This window comes from Sphingobacterium humi (assembly GCF_009768885.1).
Lineage (GTDB): Bacteria > Bacteroidota > Bacteroidia > Sphingobacteriales > Sphingobacteriaceae > Sphingobacterium > Sphingobacterium humi.
Genome location: NZ_WSQA01000015.1, coordinates 1 through 19,207, shown reverse-complemented (window position 1 = coordinate 19,207; position 19,207 = coordinate 1). Strand labels below are relative to the sequence as shown.

General features: G+C 40.8%; 11 protein-coding genes. 2 read left to right on the top strand and 9 right to left on the bottom strand.

Translation table 11 applies throughout. The annotated features are described in order from the left end of the window. The first annotated feature begins 14 nt into the window (after window positions 1–14). Entirely contained in the window at window positions 15–3,410 is a 3,396-nt protein-coding gene (locus tag GQF63_RS16770) for a DUF1080 domain-containing protein (protein WP_160370403.1), read from the top strand. Window positions 3,411–3,480: 70 nt separating this feature from the next. On the opposite strand, the gene GQF63_RS16765 is transcribed toward GQF63_RS16770, so the two are convergent. From GQF63_RS16765 to GQF63_RS16745, 5 genes are all read right to left on the bottom strand, one after another. Beyond that, window positions 3,481–3,666 carry a hypothetical protein gene (locus tag GQF63_RS16765; RefSeq protein ID WP_160370402.1) on the bottom strand — a complete coding sequence of 62 codons (186 nt, stop codon included), beginning with the start codon at window positions 3,664–3,666 and terminating at the stop codon, window positions 3,481–3,483. Between the two features lie 135 nt (window positions 3,667–3,801). Next, complete coding sequence (smc, locus tag GQF63_RS16760; protein WP_160370401.1) at window positions 3,802–7,347, bottom strand: chromosome segregation protein SMC; 3,546 nt, start codon at window positions 7,345–7,347, stop codon at window positions 3,802–3,804. A gap of 84 nt (window positions 7,348–7,431) precedes the next feature. Continuing rightward, window positions 7,432–7,908: a DUF6882 domain-containing protein gene (locus GQF63_RS16755; protein WP_160370400.1), complete on the bottom strand. Its 477-nt coding sequence runs from the start codon at window positions 7,906–7,908 to the stop codon at window positions 7,432–7,434. A 92-nt stretch (window positions 7,909–8,000) separates the two neighbouring features. Then, on the bottom strand, window positions 8,001–8,678 hold the full coding sequence (locus GQF63_RS16750) for a DUF4397 domain-containing protein (protein ID WP_160370399.1): 678 nt from the start codon (window positions 8,676–8,678) through the stop codon (window positions 8,001–8,003). Window positions 8,679–8,773: 95 nt separating this feature from the next. After that, window positions 8,774–9,340 (bottom strand): suppressor of fused domain protein, encoded by a 567-nt coding sequence (locus GQF63_RS16745; protein WP_160370398.1) that lies wholly within the window; start codon window positions 9,338–9,340, stop codon window positions 8,774–8,776. 142 nt (window positions 9,341–9,482) lie between these two features. Between GQF63_RS16745 and htpG the strand changes: the two genes are divergently transcribed. Next, on the top strand, window positions 9,483–11,372 hold the full coding sequence (gene htpG, locus GQF63_RS16740) for a molecular chaperone HtpG (protein WP_160370397.1): 1,890 nt from the start codon (window positions 9,483–9,485) through the stop codon (window positions 11,370–11,372). Between the two features lie 667 nt (window positions 11,373–12,039). On the opposite strand, the gene GQF63_RS16735 is transcribed toward htpG, so the two are convergent. From GQF63_RS16735 to GQF63_RS16720, 4 genes are read right to left on the bottom strand one after another with little or no spacing between them, the layout of a single operon-like run. Next, window positions 12,040–13,164: a cytochrome-c peroxidase gene (locus tag GQF63_RS16735; RefSeq protein WP_160370396.1), complete on the bottom strand. Its 1,125-nt coding sequence runs from the start codon at window positions 13,162–13,164 to the stop codon at window positions 12,040–12,042. A gap of 2 nt (window positions 13,165–13,166) precedes the next feature. Next, window positions 13,167–14,693, bottom strand: coding sequence for a DUF6850 family outer membrane beta-barrel protein (locus GQF63_RS16730; RefSeq protein ID WP_160370395.1), 1,527 nt, complete (start codon window positions 14,691–14,693; stop codon window positions 13,167–13,169). Window positions 14,694–14,701: 8 nt separating this feature from the next. After that, window positions 14,702–16,066 carry a DUF4876 domain-containing protein gene (locus tag GQF63_RS16725; RefSeq protein WP_160370394.1) on the bottom strand — a complete coding sequence of 455 codons (1,365 nt, stop codon included), beginning with the start codon at window positions 16,064–16,066 and terminating at the stop codon, window positions 14,702–14,704. 4 nt (window positions 16,067–16,070) lie between these two features. Beyond that, entirely contained in the window at window positions 16,071–18,839 is a 2,769-nt protein-coding gene (locus GQF63_RS16720; RefSeq protein WP_246163597.1) for a TonB-dependent receptor, read from the bottom strand. Window positions 18,840–19,207 lie beyond the last annotated feature (368 nt).

Below are 19,207 nucleotides of genomic sequence, written 5' to 3'. Positions count from 1 at the left end.
TCCCTAGAAAAATCATGAAAAAAGTATTTAATACGATAACCGCCTTATTATTTATCCAAGTTGCTGCCTATGCTCAGCAACCGGCGAATAGAACGACTGCCACCAAGATTGCTGACGTATTGGCCCAACAGCCAGCGGCAGAGCAAGGTAAGTTCCTTTCGGCCATGAAAGAATTGGAAGGTTTCACTTCAGAAGATGTATCCGCCTTGTTGTTGGGATTAAAACCACAAGGAGGCCCGAATGCAAATATTGAGTATGCCACGAATTCCTATGCATTTTATGTGATGCAACCTGGCTTTGAAAGCCAACGTGCTACTTATGTTCAAGGTTTATTAAATGCCTTAAACAACCTTAAAGATGCCAACAACAAAGGCTATGTATTGGAATTATTGAAATTCTGTGCAAAGAATGATGCTGTTGCGCAGGTCGCACCTTATTTGGCAGATGAATACTTAGCCGAAAAAGCAGCGCGCGTATTGAATGCTATCCGTACGCCGGAAGCTGCGGCAGCTTTGAACAGCGCTTTAAGCTCTTCAGCAACCGAGAAAACAGCAACCGCTATCGTTACTGCCTTAGGCGATCTAGAGTCGAAGGATGCCGAAGCGAAAATTATTGAACTTATCGGTACTTACCCTGCTGAGAACTTCCAATTGGCCAGCTTAACGGCTTTAAGTAAAATTGGCGGTGAGAAAAGTGCCAAGGTATTCTTAGATAAAGCACAAGCGGTAAACTACCAATACGATAAAACCAATGCTTCCAGCTTAGCTGTAGATTATGCACAGCAATTAGCGAAAAGCAACGAGTCTGCAGCCAGCAAATTCGCAACAACCTTGTTTAAAAACGCAGGAAAAGCCGAAGCGAGTGGTATTCAGGTAGGCGCATTAAGCGTTTTGACCGATATCAATCCAGCGAAACAAAAGAAGCAGCTGGTTAAATTAGCCGGAAGCAACGATAAAGTATTACGCAATGTTGCTTTACAGCTTTTAGCAGATGAGGCTACAGCGGGCGATTTAATCAAATTAGCAGGCAGCTTACGTAAGCTTGATGGCGATGCACAGGAATCGGTATTGAACTTCCTGGCCACCGAAGATGCGACAGGTTCTGTTCAAGCGATTGAAAAAGGATTTCCGAAGTTGAAAGACGAGGAAGCGAAAATTGCTGCTTACAATGCATTATCGGTATTATCTAAAGGAAACAATGTTGACTTCTTGATCAAACAGATTCCTTCAGCTTCCGAGAACGAATTGAAAACCATCAAAACGTTAATCTTAAGCGCAAATGATGCCGGAACGATTGATGTTGTGAATGGCGCAATGGCCAATGCCGATGCTAAAACACAATTAGCCTTATTGGAAGTTTTGGCAACCCGTATGAACCCTAGTTCAGCGGCTGCGGTATTGCCATTAACGAAGTCAGCTGATGCGGCGGTACGTTCTGCGGCGTTTAAAGCCCTTCCGAATGTGGTAAACAACAGCAACTTCGAAGAAGTAATTAACTTAGTAAATGATGCCGAAGGACAAGATTTAGCCTATGCCCAGCAGGCCGCTATCTTGGCTTTGCAAAGCAGCCCAGATAAGGAAGCTAAAATCCAACGTCTTGCCGCTAATATTTCACGTTCAGCAGCGCCCTCAGCGGCCAAGTACTTCCCGATTTTTGCGGGTGTAGGTGGTCCGGATGCGTTGAAAGCCGTAGAAAACTATGTAGGGGCAGCAGCACCGTTGAAAACCGCTGCGGTGAATGCCTTGGCACAGTGGAACAATACAGAAGCCTTGAACAGCTTAATTAAATTGACCAGAACGGAAAACGATCCGGCAATTTTCAATACGGCTTTCAATGGTTTAATCAGACAATTAAATGCAAGCAACTATAAGCCCGAGCAAAAAACCTTGATTCTGCGCGATGCTTTTGCCCTAGCAAAAGATAACAAACAGAAACAAGCCGCTTTGAGCAGCATGCAGGCAACAAATACTTACCAGGCCATGATGTTTGCCAGCAAGTATATGAATGATCCTGCCTTGAAAGGAACAGCGCAAAACGTAGCGATGAACATCGCGATGGACAATAAAGCCTATGTAGGGCCGGAAGTTCGCGCCATCTTGAACCAAGCCGCTGAAAACTTAGCCGGAAGCGAAAGCTCTTACGTACGTGAGGCCATCGTTCGCCACCTGGCCGAGATGCCGGCAGAGCAAGGTTTCGTATCTATTTTCAATGGTAAAGACCTGAGTGGATGGAAAGGCTTAGTGGAGAACCCAATTAAACGTGCTGCCATGTCGGCCGCAGAATTGGCGAAGAAACAAGCTGTTGCCGATCAGAAAATGCGCGATAGCTGGCAAGCTATCGATGGCGACTTAGTATTCAGTGGCCATGGCGATAATATTGCTACCGTAAAACAATACGGTGATTTTGAAATGTTGGTAGACTGGAAATTAGACCCGAAAGGAAAAGAACCAGATGCCGGCGTTTACTTAAGAGGTACGCCGCAGGTACAGATTTGGGATATCTCCAGAACCAATGTAGGTGCTCAAGTGGGATCCGGTGGTTTGTATAACAATACAACCAACGTGAAAAACCCTTCGAAGGTGGCCGACAATGCCTTAGGCGAATGGAATACCTTTAAAATTAAAATGGTTGGCGAGAAGGTATGGGTTTGGTTAAACGGCGAATTAGTAGTCGATAATGTAACCTTAGAAAACTACTGGGATCGCAATCAGTCTATCTTCCCTACGGAACAATTGGAATTGCAAGCGCATGGTTCCCGCGTATGGTATCGTGATATCTTCGTGAAGGAAATCCCTCGTTTGGAAGTATACAAACTTTCCGATCAAGAGAAAAAAGAAGGATTTAACATGTTGTTCGATGGTACCAACCTCGATCAATGGACCAGCACTTCAGCGTACGAAATTACCAAAGAAGGATATATCCGTTCCAATCCGGATGCTAAATACGGTAAAAACCTATACACCAAAAAGGAATATGCCGATTTCGTATACCGCTTTGAGTTCAAATTGACACCGGGTGCAAACAATGGTGTGGGTATTCGCACGCCTTTAGATGGTGATGCTGCCTATAACGGGATGGAAATCCAAGTATTGGACGATGGTGCTGATGTTTACAAAAACTTACAGGTTTACCAATACCACGGTTCAGTATACGGTATTATTCCAGCCAAGCGTGGTGCGTTAAAACCAGTAGGCGAGTGGAATACCGAAGAAATCCGTATCCAAGGTAACAAGATTAAGGTGACGGTAAATGGTATTGTTACGGTAGATGGCGACCTTAAAGAGGCAACCAAAAACGGACCAGCAGACCATAAAAATCACCCAGGATTATTCAATAAATCAGGACATATTGGCTTCTTAGGCCATGGTACGGAGGTATTCTTCAGAAATATCCGCGTAAAAGAGTTATAATCGATTTTTTAAAATAGGGAGAAGGTCATCGATACAAATCGGTGGCCTTCTTTTTTTCAGGCCCTGCTGTTTATTTTCTGCGTTTATGCAGCCAGGAGGTAGAATTGAGGTAGTAATAGCCGTTCAAGCCAATTAAAATAGCCAAAGCCAACAACCCTATCACTTTATGGATAATTTCATTCCCCAGTAAAAAATAAATGGCAGTCAACAAACAGAATAAGGATATCAGGAGGAGCTGTATTCTTTGGTAACTCATGGCAATTGCTTAATAATGGTTTGCCTAAATGTACTGAAACTTTTCCAATTGGCAGAACCAAAAAACAAATGCCATGCTCCAAAAAGGCATGGCATTTGTTTTTTAGGCTATTCCTGAAATGGAATAGGGAAGGATTTAGGCTACATCGCGTAAATCAACGGCTACCACACGGGAAACGCCTTGTTCCACCATGGTTACCCCATAAATAATATCGGTGCTGGCAATCGTACGCTTATTGTGTGATACGACAATAAACTGCGACTGATTCGAGAATTCCCGAATAATGTTATTGAACTTATCGATATTGGTATCATCTAATGGGGCATCCACCTCATCGAAGATACAGAATGGTGCCGGTTTCAATAAGTATAGCGAGAATAGCAAGGCCGTGGAAGTTAATGTTTTCTCACCGCCGGATAGCTGATTGATCGATAACGGACGCTTTCCTTTCGGGCGGGCAATAATATCGATATCAGATTCCAATGGATTGCTCGGATCGCTTAATACCAAATCACATGAGTCTTCTTCATTAAATAAAGAACGGAACACCTTCACGAAGTTTTCACGCACTGTGGTAAAGGCATACATAAATTTATCATTGGCCGATTGGTCAATCTCTTGAATGGTACTCAATAGGGAAGCCTTGGCATCCAATAAATCTGTTTTTTCCTTATCAATAAAGCCTTGGCGTTCGTTCATCTCATCGTAAGCCTCCTTGGCCATCGGGTTGATGCTGCCGTAATCATCCAGTTGTTTTTTCAATTTATTACAACGGGTATGTAGTTCCTCAAACGGCATCCGGTCTTCCGGTACTTCCTGCTCCAATAAATCTTGTAATTCGATGTTAAATTCAACCGATAAACGTTCTTTCAAGGCATTAAGCTCAATTTGTAAGGCCGTTTTCTTGTCTTTCAGGTCAGCAATTAAAGTATCGGCAATATCCTTTCCACGACGGAGTTGGCTGATGGCATCTTCCAGATCGTTTACCTGCTTACGTGCCCCATAAAATTCCTCCTCCAATTCAGCCAGGCCTTTCTCCAAAGCGTCCTTCTGCGCATACATGTCCGAAAGGTCCATTTCCTCTTTGTTTTCAGGTTTAATGGCCTCTTTTATTTCCTGTTTTACCTGTTCCTGTTCTTCGGTATTTTTATCGATACGCTCTTGTAGGGTGTCTTTTTGATGTTCACGATATTCCAAATCCTTCAATAAGGTCGAAACCTTACTTTGCTGTTGGTGGAATTTGATGTTCGCATTATTATAGATGGCAGAACGCTCGGTCAATATCTCCGAAATATCCTGGTATTGCTGTTGCAAGAGCAATAGCTCATCCTGATTGCTGTTGGCTTTGGCTTTTAATTCCTGCAATTCAGGCTCTGCTTTTTCCAACTCGGCCAATATGCTGGTAATCTTCAGCTCAATATCCTGTTTGCGGTTTTGGCTGTTGTTAATGAAGGTTTGGTATTGTTCCTGTTTGGTTTTAACCGATACCAATTCATTCACCAAGCGGTTCAGTTGCACGCGTTGCTCTTCAATAAACATGCGTTGCGAACCTCCTTTTAAGCGAATCAACTTCTCATTTTCCAGCTTCAGCATATCCTGCAATTCCACGATACGCAAGTTTAGGGCTTTAATTTCCTTGGCTAGAATTTCCAGGTTCTTGGCCCGTCCAATACGCTTACCTTCGAATAAGCCCACGGATCCGCCGGATAAGCCTAGTTTATTTTTGGAGAATTTACCATCCTTATGCAAAATGGTAATCTGGTCGGTAGGCAAGTCTTCTTCCAGGCTGTTTTCTTCTTCAGCTTTCAATAAGTAAACCCCATCGAGCAAAATTGCACATAAGGTTTTAAACTTCGCATCGACCGAAATAACATCCATAGCCGGAATTAAACGGCTATCGTCGCTGCTGTTTGCTGTGCCCGCAGGCAATTGCTGCACCGCCTCCAGAATAAAGAAATTCGCACGCCCACGTGAGGCATCGCTCAATAGTTTAATCGCTTTTACCGCGTCTTCCTTCAAGTCTACCACATAATGGTTCATAATAGGCTCTAGGAAGTTCTCAATAGCCACCCGATAATCTTCCTTACAGAACAAGATGTCAGAAAATAGGGGATACTGTTTTTTCCAGCCGGCATTCTTCCGTAAAAAACGGATAGATTCCGGAAAGCCCTCCAGGTTGTCCACCAAAGATTTCGTGAGGTTATATTCGTTCTGCTTGGCATCCACCACCCGCGATTCGCGGTTTAATTCATGCGTATGCTGTTTTATTTGCTCTTCCGTTTCTTCAATCTGCTGTTGCAATTGTTCTTCGGTATTCAAAGCCGCGTCAAACTGTTCTTGCTGAATATTCACACGTTCTTCCAATTCCGTAACTACCGCGCTAAATTGGTTCAATTCTACCTCTTTGGCTTGGGCATCGTTGGATGTCCGTAAAGATTCCTGTTCCAGGGCATCCTTTTGAATGCCTAATACCGCAATATCTTTTTCTAAGCGGTAAATCTGATTTTGCAGGTCTGCATTTTCCTTGCTGAAATTATCCAGCTTTCCTTTTGCCGACTGCTGCTGTCCGCGCAATTCCTCCACTTCCTGTTTGTTGTTCTCCAGGTCTTGTTGAATGTCGGTTAATTTATTTTGTTCTTCATAAAGCTCCTCGTTTAGTCGCTTTACGCTATATTCCACTTGGGTCACCTGCAAACGATCGGTCGAAAGGTCGTTATTTAACCGCGTTTCTTTTTCCTGCAGGTGCAGTAGTTTGGCACTTTTTAATTTCTCCTCCGACTCCAGGCTTCTAATTTTATTCACATATTCATTGGTTGCCTTTTGTTGGGCCAAGAGGTTCTTTTCTTTCGCCAAAATGTCGTTGCGAAGTTGCTGATGCTCGGTTTCCTTTTGAGCGATCTGCCCGGTGGTGCCTTGCAATTGCTCTTGCTGCTGTTGTTCCTGTTCTTGGATGCGTTCTAAATCCTGATGAAAATTCTCCAATCGGTAGTAGGCTAAGCCAATGCTGGCCTCGCGATATTCTTCCTTCAGGCTAAAATACTTATCGGCTTTCTTCGCTTGGTTTTCTAAAGATTTTAAGTTCTTATTAATCTCGAACATCAAATCATCCACACGGGAAAGATCCGCTTCGGTATCTCTTAACTTCGCCAGGGTCTGCTTTTTACGGACTTTATATTTCGAAATACCTGAGGCTTCTTCAAACAGGTTGCGACGCGAGTTATCCTTGTTGGCAATAATCTCATCGATCATCTTCAACTCAATAATGGAATAGGTATCTGCGCCAACGCCCGTATCTAAAAAGAGATCGGTAATATCTTTCAGTCTACATTTAACATCGTTCAAGCGGTATTCACTTTCCCCGGTACGAAACAGCTTCCGCGTAATCGTAACGGTGGTAAATTCCGTGGGTAATATGTTCTTGGTATTATCGAAAGTCAACGACACTTCCGCAAGGTTGGCGGGTTTTCTGTTTTTAGCGCCGTTGAAAATAATGTTCTCCATTTTTTCCGAACGCAGGGTACGGGTACTCTGTTCCCCCAATACCCATCGAATGGCATCCACCACATTCGATTTTCCACAGCCATTAGGACCAACAATTGCGGTTACCCCTTCGTTGAAATTAATCGTTACTTTATCTCCGAAACTCTTAAAACCTTTGATTTCTAACTTCGTTAACTGCATTTAACTGTTTTCCTTGTTTAAAAATATGACAGCGAAAATAGCGATTTTCGCGCAGGATTGAAATAATATAAATTGGGCTTGGGATTATTCTTGGGGAATCATTTCCTTGAAATAGATAAATGTAGGCCTATCGTTAATACGGGCCTTAAAAATGCCCTTGGCAGCCCGTAAATACCCGCTTACCGCTGTAACGGCCCAGGCATCGGCATCCGTAGCCGGCCATTCCGGTTCGGTGAGTAGGGCAAAGTTGAACATATCGCCGTAGTTCTTAACCACTTCCAACTGCTCGCGCTCTGCTTGGGGCAGGTTTTCCGCTTGCCAATGCCAGTGCCAATGGCCTGCATCATCCAGGTATCCGACAGGCTGATAAGATAAGGCCAGTACTTCTTGCTGGTTTTTCAAGAAATGAATGCTGGAGGTCGCTTCTTCGATTTGGTACTGATCGAAATCAGCAAATCCGAAATGATCGGTCAGTAACTCATGTTGATCGCTGATAAATTCATGTGCTTTTTTATGCAGCACGCGAAAGGATTCATCAACAATAGGTTTTTCTAGGCTCATGCTTTTTTATCTTAAACCCTGTAAAAATAAGAAAAGCCCATAAGAATATGGGCTTTCCAAATTATGGATGTATTGTAAAGCTGCCTAACTATTTAGAAATAACCAACTTCCAGTGGTTTTCCTGTGTCACCTTTCGTTCCCATTAGGGCGAAAGTGTAATAATAACCGTTCTTTAACACAATATTATCGCGGGTTACCAATACGTTTCCTTGCTCATCCTTCACCGTCAAGGTTAAAGTACCTGCCGTTGCCGGATGGAAGATTTGACTTTGCGCGATGGTTGAAGCCGATTCTTGTGCGCGGTTTTGGAAGGCCGGTATGCTTTGTTCTCCCAATTGGAAGGATACCTTGCCGACGCCATTGCCCACATGAATAAAGCGGATACCTGCTTTATCGCCTAGGTTTTCTACTGCTAAATCTGTTGTTCTGATGAATTTCGGATGTCCAGCTGTTCCGTACACGAAACCGGTGTACATCGTAGAATCCGCGTAATTCATCGTCGTATCCAATATAGCTTGTTGCGACATTTTGTCGTAGATGTCTAATTTTTTATTTCCCGGATAAGCCCGAAAATAAGTAAGTCCTTTCCATGACCCATTAGAGCTGGTTACTTGTCTGCCGTCAACAATATAAGCAACACCTGCATCATTCGGGTATGCATTTAATAGGGTAACGAGTGCTTGTGGGGTAGGTTGGGCATCATCCTTCAAACAGCTACTTAAACTGAAAATAGCAAGGACGATAACGAATAAAAAATGGTTCTTTTTCATGTTTTTCATATAATTCTCCTGTCAATCATTTTTTTGAACGTTCAACAGGAAAACGCAAGCATTTTTAAATTCGCTACAGGCGCTGTGAAAAAAAATTAAAGAGGTTTTCTGTTAACCTGCTTTTTATGCGCACTTAACTGACTTAGAAAGGCTTCCAAGCCTATTTTGTTGATTTTTAGAATTTCTTCCTGATAGATGGGAATTAATTGAACCAAGTGTATGCCTTTGGATTTTTTATGGTCTTTGATAGGGGTATTTTCTGAAAAGATGGTCGGTTCGGCGACAACAAAGGCATCCATGCTAGAGTCGCTTGCAATGGCTTGACCGATCTTGATGATTTCGCCCTTCCGGAACGGGCAGTCGCCCCGCAATTGATTCGCCAGGTAGCCCACAATATGTGCCCAAGCCATGTCTGTCGATTGCACTTGCAAACAGAGTTCAACCTGATGAAGTTGCTCGGGATGGCTGGCATGCGAAACCCCGTAAGAAAAGGCGCTGAGCTCCTGTGTTTGTGCATCAGGAAAAGCCAAAGTGTACACAAAAGGCATTTTCTTGAGGGCACTCTTTTCACGGAAAACCTGGGCCTTGCTGCCCATCTGGTTTTCAATCTGCTCTCTGAATCGTTCTAAAGGTGCTTTTAAAAAGTCGGGTTTCTTAAACATGAATCAGCCTATTTTTCGCACAAAGGTAGCTATTTATGTAATAATTGCAGTTTCAGCTGTCAAAATGACCTAAAACCAACAATGGAATGCAGATTGTTACCTTACCCGTAGTAATAAATTCGAAAAAAAAATACAAGTACATATGCAAGAAGAAAAAGGAACGATTTCCATTCATACTGAAAATATTTTCCCGGTTATTAAGAAATTTCTTTACTCGGATAATGAGATCTTTTTACGGGAGTTGGTATCCAACGCCGTTGATGCCTCGCAAAAAATTAAACGCCTAAGTTCTTTAGGCCAATTCTCCGGCGATTTAGGCGATTTGACAGTCGATGTAAAACTCGATGAGCAAGCCAAAACCATTACGATATCCGATCGTGGTATCGGGATGACCGCCGATGAAATCAAAAAATACATCAACCAGATTGCCTTCTCAGGCGCAACGGAGTTTATGGAGAAATTCAAAGAAGCAAATGATGCCAATGAAATTATTGGTCGCTTCGGTTTGGGTTTCTATTCTGCCTTTATGGTGGCCGATCGGGTGGAGATCCAATCTTTATCCTACCAAGAAGGGGCAGAGCCCGCACATTGGACCTGTGATGGTAGCACCAGCTATGAAATTAGCACGGGCGACAGAACAAGCCGTGGAACGGATGTTATTTTACATATTAACGAGGAGTCCGCAGAATTCTTAAGTAAAAACAGAATTCAGGAAATCCTTGATAAATACGCGAAATTCTTACCGGTGCCGATTCGCTTTGGCACAAAGAGCACTTCAGAACCTGATGGGGAAGATGAAGAAGGTAAGCCGAAATATAAAACCGTAGAGGTTGATAATATCATTAACAATACCAATCCGGCCTGGACTAAATCCCCATCGGAATTAACCGATCAGGATTATTTGGACTTCTATAAAGAGCTGTACCCGTATTCCATGGACGAGCCTTTATTCTGGATCCACCTGAATGTAGATTATCCGTTTAACTTAACCGGTATTCTTTACTTCCCGAAAATTAAAAACGACCTGGAAATCCAGCGTAATAAAATCAAATTATACTCGCGCCAGGTATTTATTACCGATGAGGTGAAAGATATTGTGCCGGAATTCTTGATGTTATTGCATGGGGTTATCGATTCCCCAGATATTCCATTGAACGTATCGCGTTCCTTCTTACAGGCCGACGGTAATGTGAAGAAGATTAATAACTACATCACCAAGAAGGTGGCCGATAAGCTGCAGGAGATCTTTAAATCGGATCGTAAAGGATTTGAAGAAAAATGGAACGATATCGGTTTGTTTATTAAGTATGGTATGCTTAGCGATGAGAAATTCGCCGAGAAAGCGATTGATTTCTGCTTGGTAACCGATACTACCGATGCATCGTACACCATTAAGGAGTACTATGAGAAGGTAAAAGATATTCAAGTAGATAAAAATGGAAATATTATTTACCTGTATACCAACGATAAGGCGCAACAAGATGGTTTTATCGCCCCAGCCTTGGCAAAAGGTTACGATGTATTAAACCTCGATGGTCCGTTGGATACGCACTTTGCAGGCTTCCTAGAGCAAAAAGGCGGCGAGAAGGTACAGTTGAAGCGTGTGGATGCCGATGTGGTCGATAAACTGATCGAAAAGGATGAAAAGCTAACCCTGAACCTGTCGGAAGAAGAAAGCAAGACCGTTAGCGAGCGTTTTGAAAAAGCTATTGCTAGAGCCGATATGAAAGTGGAAGTGGATGCCTTACAAGAAACGGATCTTCCGGTTTCCGTAACGCTCGATGAGTTTATGCGCCGCATGAAAGATATGGCCAAAACGGGTGGCGGCATGGGCTTCTATGGCAACCTGCCTGACAACTATAAAGTAACCGTAAATGGAAACCACCCCTTGGTGAAACGTATTGCCGATGCAGCCGATGAAGAAGGTGCTAAACTGGCAAAACAAGCCTTTGATTTGGCTTTATTGTCCCGAGGCTTACTTACAGGCGCTGAACTGACAGCCTTCGTTAAACGTAGCGTAGAAATGATTTAACAGCATAGCTGTTTAGGATATGGAAATCCCTGCCAAGCCGGCAGGGATTTTTTTGTGGGTTTTGATTGGCGTAGGGATAAAAATTGGTATATCACCTTTTGTCATCCTAATATCATCATGAGCTGTTATCGTGAGCTGTCATCATTTTGCCTTCGCTTTGTCATCGTATTGTCATCGTGAGCGGAGTCGAACGACTGGTACGTCATTCCAATCAGCAATACATAACAATCTTACTTACAGTGTTTTACATGAACATGTCATTGGTAGCGAAGTCGAAGGACGAACGACTGGTACGTCAATACAGTCAATCATACAAAGAGCACTAATAAACAATAGTTTATATAAACATGCCATCATGTGCCGCCTTCCAAAGCGTCATCCAAGGACAAGCATCTGCCACCTCAATGCAATCAGTATGGAATAATCAACCAAATAACATCAACCTACCTAAACATATCATCGGGAAAGAACAAGTTTTGAAACCACACTTTTCCACGCTTTTTATGAAGCATTTCAAACCCCTTTCACCCCCCTTTCCAAAGGGGCAACAAAGGGGAGAGAAAGGGGTGTGAAAAGGGAGAGAAAGGTAAGTATCCCCTAAGAAGTATTAAGGCTTTAGAAGCTAGTTAAGAATGAAGTTGAATATTAACTGACCCTAATGAGGTATTTATCTTGGTAAGCTTTCCGGGCGGCTCATTTTGTATTTGCTAGCTGTTGCAGCCTCTAAGAAGGAAGCAATCGCCTGAATTTCTTCTTTAGTGAGGTACAGCTGCTTTAATAGCGGATCAGTCCGAGGAAACATAGGGTCAGCATGTTGTTCTGGCGTTTTTGGGTTATTCATCAGCATTCCGCTATTGTAGATGTTTAATATGCCAATCATATTGTCGAAAAGGCCATTATGCATCCATGGGCTGGTATTCATGACATCTCGTAAAGAGGGAGTGCGAAACTTGCCGACATCAGCAGGATTTTTAGTTACCGTATACCGTCCTAAGTCTTCATATTTTCTTTTATAATAAGTAAGACCGATATTATGAAACTCTTCGTCTGTTAAAAACTCGCCGTAATGGCAATTCATGCATCTTGCTTTGGTTCGAAAAAGATGCATTCCTTGAATTTCGAGATCTGTCATGGCGTTGTGTTTTCCGTCGATAAATTCATCGAATCGACTTCTACGGCTAGTGAGTGTCCGTTGGAATGCCGCTAAGGCTTGGAGTAATTCTGGCATAGAAAAGTCCTCATCACCATAGGCCTCTTTGAACAGCTTCCGATATCCGGCGATGGCTTTTAGTTTCGGAATGAGTTTCGTTAAATCCATGGCCATCTCATGATGGGCTTCAATAGGTGATAAGGCTTGTTCTTCGAGCGTTTTTACACGGCCATCCCAAAACATTGATTTACGAGCATGCACATTCAATAAGGATATCGTATTTCTGTCGCCTTCTTGATGGTCATGGCCAATGGAAACCGTTAAATGATCGGCCCATGAGGTTTGGGGATTATGACATGAACTACAAGATATTTGATTAGAGCCCGATAAATAGGGGTCAAAAAATAAGATTTTGCCTAACTTAATGTCTGGTCTTTCCATTAAGCTGAAATAACTTGTGTCAAGTTTCGCTAATGATTTAAACTCTTGCCAATTTACACCCTCATCGATTGTAGGCTTGGGCCATTCGATAATAGGACGACTATATAGCTGACGCAACGATTCTTGTTGCTCTTGCAAAAAAGCACTGCAAATAATGAAAAAAACAATAAATAATATGGATATTACCTTATTCGTCATCATGGCTACAAACTAAAGCTTGTTCCTATTTTCGTCTGCCACAAGCTGTACTTATCTTTTTTTAGGGATAGGTTGGTTTTATTTGGACTTCCTAATACGGTAAGAAATTGGTTGTAGAGGTATATTTTTACGGCACGAGTTTTTAATACTTTTGGTAAAACATAACTTAGGTTAAATTCTATACCAATAGGTTCCAAATTGATATAATCATAATTCGGGAAAACAATGCTTTTTGTAAAAACATTGATTTGTGTTTGCGGAACATTTAATTTATTGCTTAGCTTCCAAGTGTAATTCGGAATAAGCTCGGTCTCTATTATGTTTTTACCGCTGCTGAAAATATGCCGAATAGGGAGTAGAACTTTTAATTGTTGGTAGGCATGTTGGTGTGCTGCGGCTGCATCCTTCTTATCCATTAAGCTCCAAAAACCGCTCAAGCCCCATACCCAGTTTTTCTGCTGGTAATAATAGGCAAGATCGATGTGACTGTGTGTTACTAAATAATTTGTTGCCCGTAAATTATAATTCAGATCTTGTCCTTCTTGTTGTCGTATATCTAACTGCAGTAAGTGCTGTTTCTTCGCTTCTTGCTTCCAATGGATTTGCGTTGTACTATGGAATGAGTTCAACGTAAATTCGTTACGTTTATAATAATTCTTACGGAGTTTCAGGTCGTAAGTACTCATTGTTGTTTTGCGCTCAAAATTAAAGCTTGTATATAGTTCAAATCCTTCATCTTGAAAACTATATGCTAGATTTGCGCCTAAAAATTGGTCGTATTTTCGCATCTCACTGGAGTCCATTTGCGAAATATAGCCGAAACCTTGGTTCGAATAATGCAGGCGCTCTGGGTAAAGCATACTTAAAGCATACATTTTATTTTTATACATCATCGCGCTTTCTTCATCTCCGTAGCCAAACAGCGCAGAAGCTGATAGCATATTTTTGCCAATCTCGGCACTTAGGAAAGGGCTGAATTTAAGGGCAAAAGAGCCAACATTTGGACGAGGGTCTACAGATCTTGTTGTCCAATGCAAATCGTAATCTAACTTTAATCCGGTTTGAATATAGCGGCTTATTCCAGCATAACGAATTTGAACATTTCCTTTAAAGTTTTGCCGTTCATATTTTCCTGACTTTTCTACAAAGTAGTAAAATGGCGATAAATTATCATCTATGCCTTGTAAGGTATTGGCTAAACTATCCTCCCAAATTCTGTTGAATTTAAATTCACCTGATATAATAAACTGGTCAATTTGTGAAATACCATGGGCATTAAAGTCAATGGATTGTTGTAAATATGCTTCTTTTGCATGTCTGAAATCTCCTTTTTTATAACGAAAAGTAACATCAGCTTCTCCAATATTATAGTCCTTTAGCTGTGTTTTTATGAGTTGAGGATTTGTATAATGAAACCCTAGTTTTTGTTGTGCAGGTAAATCCCATATGATGGAATCATTGGGGAATAATTGTTGACCAAAACTGCTTATATAAATACAAACAAAAAGAATGGAGAAGCTGAATTTAAGCATGATAGGAGTTAATCAATAAAAGAACTCGCTGATTTGGATACATCGGCTTTTTGTAAATGGCCGAAATCAGCTTCTGAATTATTTGTGTCCTTCAATATACGTCGGCCATTTACGGTTTTTAATGTTTTGCGAACTAAGGATTGACTGGAGTATTGGCCTCCTGGTACAAATGTTCGACCTGCATCCAAATTATTTGGTAGGCGTTTAGGAACTCTGTTTGAAGCAACTGGATGCTGTAGTTCTACGGCATCAACAATAACCGAGGTAGGCAATTGTTTGTAAAAGTCTGTACTGGCAATAACCTGTCTGATTTGAGGCGAAGGATAGTTTTTAAGATCTTCTAATTTAATATTTGTGCCTCTGGTATCTGCAATAAAATAAGCGTCGCGCCCTAAGGCATTTAAAATGAGGTCTTTTCCTCTTGAGTTGTGCAACACATCAACATTTGGAACATTAATATTATCTACATCAAAGCGATAGGGCGTATATGCACTGTTGTCGGTTGGTCTAAAGAATTCTATTAAATTCACTTCGAAATCTGCACGACTTAAATTTACGGTCAATTCAGGATTGGTGATAGTAACTGGGTCTGTGGAGTTTGATTCATAAGAATTCGTATGATCTACCGCATTTGCGGCAATAATGATACTTTGACCAGGCTGAATAGGATGTTGTTTTCCGCTTCCGTCACTCGGAATGCGAAAAAGGGTATGCGCATAGATATAATCCAAGTTTGCATCCTTGCCAGCCTCCACAGTCATACCAATTGACTTTGACCAATCGAATTGACCATTCTCCAAATTGTATTCATTTGGTTTGGTATTATTATTACCTATAACTTGTCCGAAATACAAGCTGTCGGCGTAAATGACCTGATTTGAGTTATTATAAATTTCTAAAAAGACATCCCGAAATACGGCTCCTGTACTCACATTAGAGCCGGCATAATAAATTTGCTTAAAAACTAGGTTTCCTGTTTTTCCTGCGACGAGGTCAATTGCTACGGTTTTGTCTTCGAATACCTCTACTTTATCAGCGCTTCCGGAGAAATTAACAGCATCTTCAACGTAATATCCGGCAAGTTCCGTGTATTTTTCTGCACTAATGCTGTGGCTGGCAGTAATGGTGTAAGATCCGGGCGTAATGCTTTCAAAAACGGCCTTACCATCGGCTTGCACAACGGCTTGATAGGATGATCCATTGGTTTTATTAGTTATTTTAAAGATTGTTCCTTCTGAGGAAATCTTCAAATTTTCTTCACTTTTAATCGTTGCTGCTACAGTGAGTTTTAAGGCTTTGGTGAGTTCGGTGTCCTTCCGACAGGATGAAATGACAACCAATAAGATGGCGATGAGTAAGATAGAATATTTCATATAGTTAAAATTTAATATTTGTGCCAAAGGTGAAACTTGGTCTTCTGTTATATTTATATGTTCTTTCTAATCCTGAATCTGTTTGGTAATAATGTTCAGGACGGATGTTAAACAGATTGTAAGCATTCAAATTAATCCTAAACTTCTTGTTGATTTCTTTGATTAAGGACATGTTGACAATGCAGTAGACAAAGGGTAAGTTTTCAGTAATCATATCGCTGGCTATTCGGTTCAAATTCTTCATGATAGCATCGGGCAGTGGATTATCTTCAATACGCTGATAAAGGCCTAAAGAATTGAAATAGGCTATTGGGGAGGTGGCCTTGCTGCTAACAGCGCGATCCTTCCAAAATATATCAGCACTAAAATTTACGATGAATCCTATTTTAGGAATATGGGTTGAACTATTCAATTTGGACATGATTTGGAGCTGATTTCCTTTTTCTGATTCGTAAACTGCATAGGAAATACTTGATTTATCTGGAAGGATATACTTGTTGTTTTCTAATTCTTCTCTACTGGGCTGAGAACGTTTGAAATTGAAATAGCTCACATTGCTGAGTAGAGAAAAATTAGTTTTAATAGCTCTTATTTGATTAAAATTTAGCATCCAATCGATACCCATTGTATTCGATTTGGCACCATTTCGAATCTCATATCCATAGAAATTGAAGTATTTACTCGTTGTTCCAGCTTTGGAATAGCTTATTTCTCTAGTTACTGGATGAACAGCATAATTATAGTTTGGTAAGGTAAATAGGTTTGCCTCATCGACCGTTTCAAAGCCATTCCAATTTCTTTTCAAATAGGTGTAAATACTGGAAGTTAACATCGAACCCTTATAGTGTATACCAAGTTCTAATTGCGAAGACATGGATGGCTTCAGATGATCGTTATTGAGTGTCTTTTTATCGGTATAAACTAAGTAGAGAGCCTTTTTCAGATCCCCGGTATATATTTTCAAAAGGTCGATGTCTATATACCTTGGTGCTGGATACAAATGGGCGAGGGTTGGTGCTTTAGAAGAGATGCCGAAGGATGCCGTAGTAGACCATTGGTGAGACCAATTAAGGCTAGTATTTATTCTAGGTTGTAGAGTTAGAAAACCATTTTGAATATCGGCTCTTACACCTACGTTTGCCTGATATTCACGCTGGGCAACAAGCCCATTGATGCTATTTTCTATAAACATGCCCCAATTTTGTGCACTTGGAAGTAGTTGGTAATCGTATGCCCGTTGATTTCCTCCTCCAGTTAATAGCCATCTGGGGCGTTGGGGGTCGTTTAGAATACCTTTACCATTGTTATTTGAAAGATTATAATTTAGTCCAATGCTTAATTGATGTTTGCTTAATCCCCATTTAAACAGATTGCTTGCTTCTATTTTTGCGCCAAAATAAATAGGTAATCCAATGATTTCCTCTTCGGCACGATAACTTCCATTAGAGAAGAAACCCTCGTAAATACCTGTTGTATCCTTAAACGTAATGGCTGTTATGCCTTTATTTAAAATGTATTGCCTGTAAGACCTTTGTTTGGAGCGGGAATAATTTATATTAAAGGTTAGGCTGTTTAGAAATTTCTTTTTTGTAGATATGGCGAATCGATTGGCTACTGAAAACCCCTTGTTGTAGAACTCTGAGAGTTCTTGATGATCATCATCAGGATCGATACGTCGTTGGTCATTCCTGTAATGATAATCGAAGGTTAGGGTATTCTTAATAGCACTTGAGAAGTGCTTCGTCCACATTAGGGATTGATTAATTCGATTAAAAGATTTGATTTTATCCCTAGGGTCTGCATTAGAATTTACATAATTTGTCGAAGAATTTAGCGCTCCTAAATCGTTTAGTGAAAACCCCTTGCTTAAGGTAGTTGACATAGAGCCTCCGTTTAGTTGTAGGTTTGCCGCCCAAGGGGTGAGGCCCGCTTGCCTATTAATCAGGATTGCTCCATCAGTAATCTCAGCATATTTAGCAGATGCAATTCCTTGAATCACCTCAATACTTTCGATATTGTTGGTCGGTATCTCCCTTAAATCTATTCCTTGGAAGGTTGCATCGTACTTTTGGGCAGCTTGGGTACCTAAATAAGAATCGCTATAGTTAACACCTGGAAGCATCGATGCTGTAATACCCCAACGACTTGCAGATCGACTTTGCATATTGGCGTCATTGTTTAAATAGACATCATCCATAATGATGGCAATACCTAATGAATTATTTAGATTGAAGATATGATTGACCCCAGATTTTGAATTATTTCCACCCCTTAATGTCAATGTTTCCATTTGGTTTATGCTAGGTGCTTGGTTGGCTTTCCCAGGAAGTTGTTTCAATACGTCGACTAAACTAAAAGCTTGCGTTGCTTCAATGGTTTCCTTGTCAAAAAATATGGAAGAATTACTATTCTTAGTTTTTTGATAGGTGGGGATGATGGTTATTCCTTGGAGTGTTAAACTTAATTCTTGGAGTTGATATATATGAAAATTTGAAAAATGAGCAGGCTCAATAACAGTGTCTACGGTTTTCATGCCAACATAATGAACCGATAACATTATAGCTTGTTGATTGGTTAAAACTGTAACCTCAAATTCACCATGTTCATTGGAAGTGGTTATTTGCTGACCATTATTTATTCGAATGGTAGCAAATGCTAATGCATTATTCTGCTTATTCACAATCTTTCCCTTAATAACGGAGGATTGACCATATGAAAGTTGAATGGTACTTAGGAAGAAATAAGAGAATAGTAAGAAAATCTTTAGGGTCAATTTTTATTAAGATTAATTATAAATAACAAAGGAAAGTAAAATAACCTTTTGTTGCAAATTTTAAATTCTAAGTAAAAAATGCGAGTTTAATTAATCGAATGTTTATGAAGAATGGTAGATTTTCCTTTAAATGTTAAAACAGGGTTTCTTCTGCGTTATCATCATATTGTTTTTTATTCGCTTTAATAATGGAAGCTTTTTCGATGTAGAGTTACTAGGAGGGAAGTTGATAGTGATCCTCGGATCATGTACAAAAGTTGTGGAGAGGACAAAAAATAATCGGATATTCGTGTTTGAAATTTTACCAGATGCACGATTCCTTTAAAGCCCTCATGCCCCTTATTATTCCACAGGGAGTTTCTGATTAT

Excerpts from the sequence above, each read along its gene's own strand:
- htpG (WP_160370397.1), top strand. The coding sequence starts at position 9,483 with ATGCAAGAAGAAAAAGGAACGATTTCCATTCATACTGAAAATATTTTC.
- GQF63_RS16765 (WP_160370402.1), bottom strand. The coding sequence starts at position 3,666 with ATGAGTTACCAAAGAATACAGCTCCTCCTGATATCCTTATTCTGTTTG.
- GQF63_RS16730 (WP_160370395.1), bottom strand. The coding sequence starts at position 14,693 with ATGCTTAAATTCAGCTTCTCCATTCTTTTTGTTTGTATTTATATAAGC.
- GQF63_RS16750 (WP_160370399.1), bottom strand. The coding sequence starts at position 8,678 with ATGAAAAAGAACCATTTTTTATTCGTTATCGTCCTTGCTATTTTCAGT.
- GQF63_RS16735 (WP_160370396.1), bottom strand. The coding sequence starts at position 13,164 with ATGATGACGAATAAGGTAATATCCATATTATTTATTGTTTTTTTCATT.
- GQF63_RS16725 (WP_160370394.1), bottom strand. The coding sequence starts at position 16,066 with ATGAAATATTCTATCTTACTCATCGCCATCTTATTGGTTGTCATTTCA.
- GQF63_RS16745 (WP_160370398.1), bottom strand. The coding sequence starts at position 9,340 with ATGTTTAAGAAACCCGACTTTTTAAAAGCACCTTTAGAACGATTCAGA.
- GQF63_RS16770 (WP_160370403.1), top strand. The coding sequence starts at position 15 with ATGAAAAAAGTATTTAATACGATAACCGCCTTATTATTTATCCAAGTT.
- GQF63_RS16755 (WP_160370400.1), bottom strand. The coding sequence starts at position 7,908 with ATGAGCCTAGAAAAACCTATTGTTGATGAATCCTTTCGCGTGCTGCAT.
- smc (WP_160370401.1), bottom strand. The coding sequence starts at position 7,347 with ATGCAGTTAACGAAGTTAGAAATCAAAGGTTTTAAGAGTTTCGGAGAT.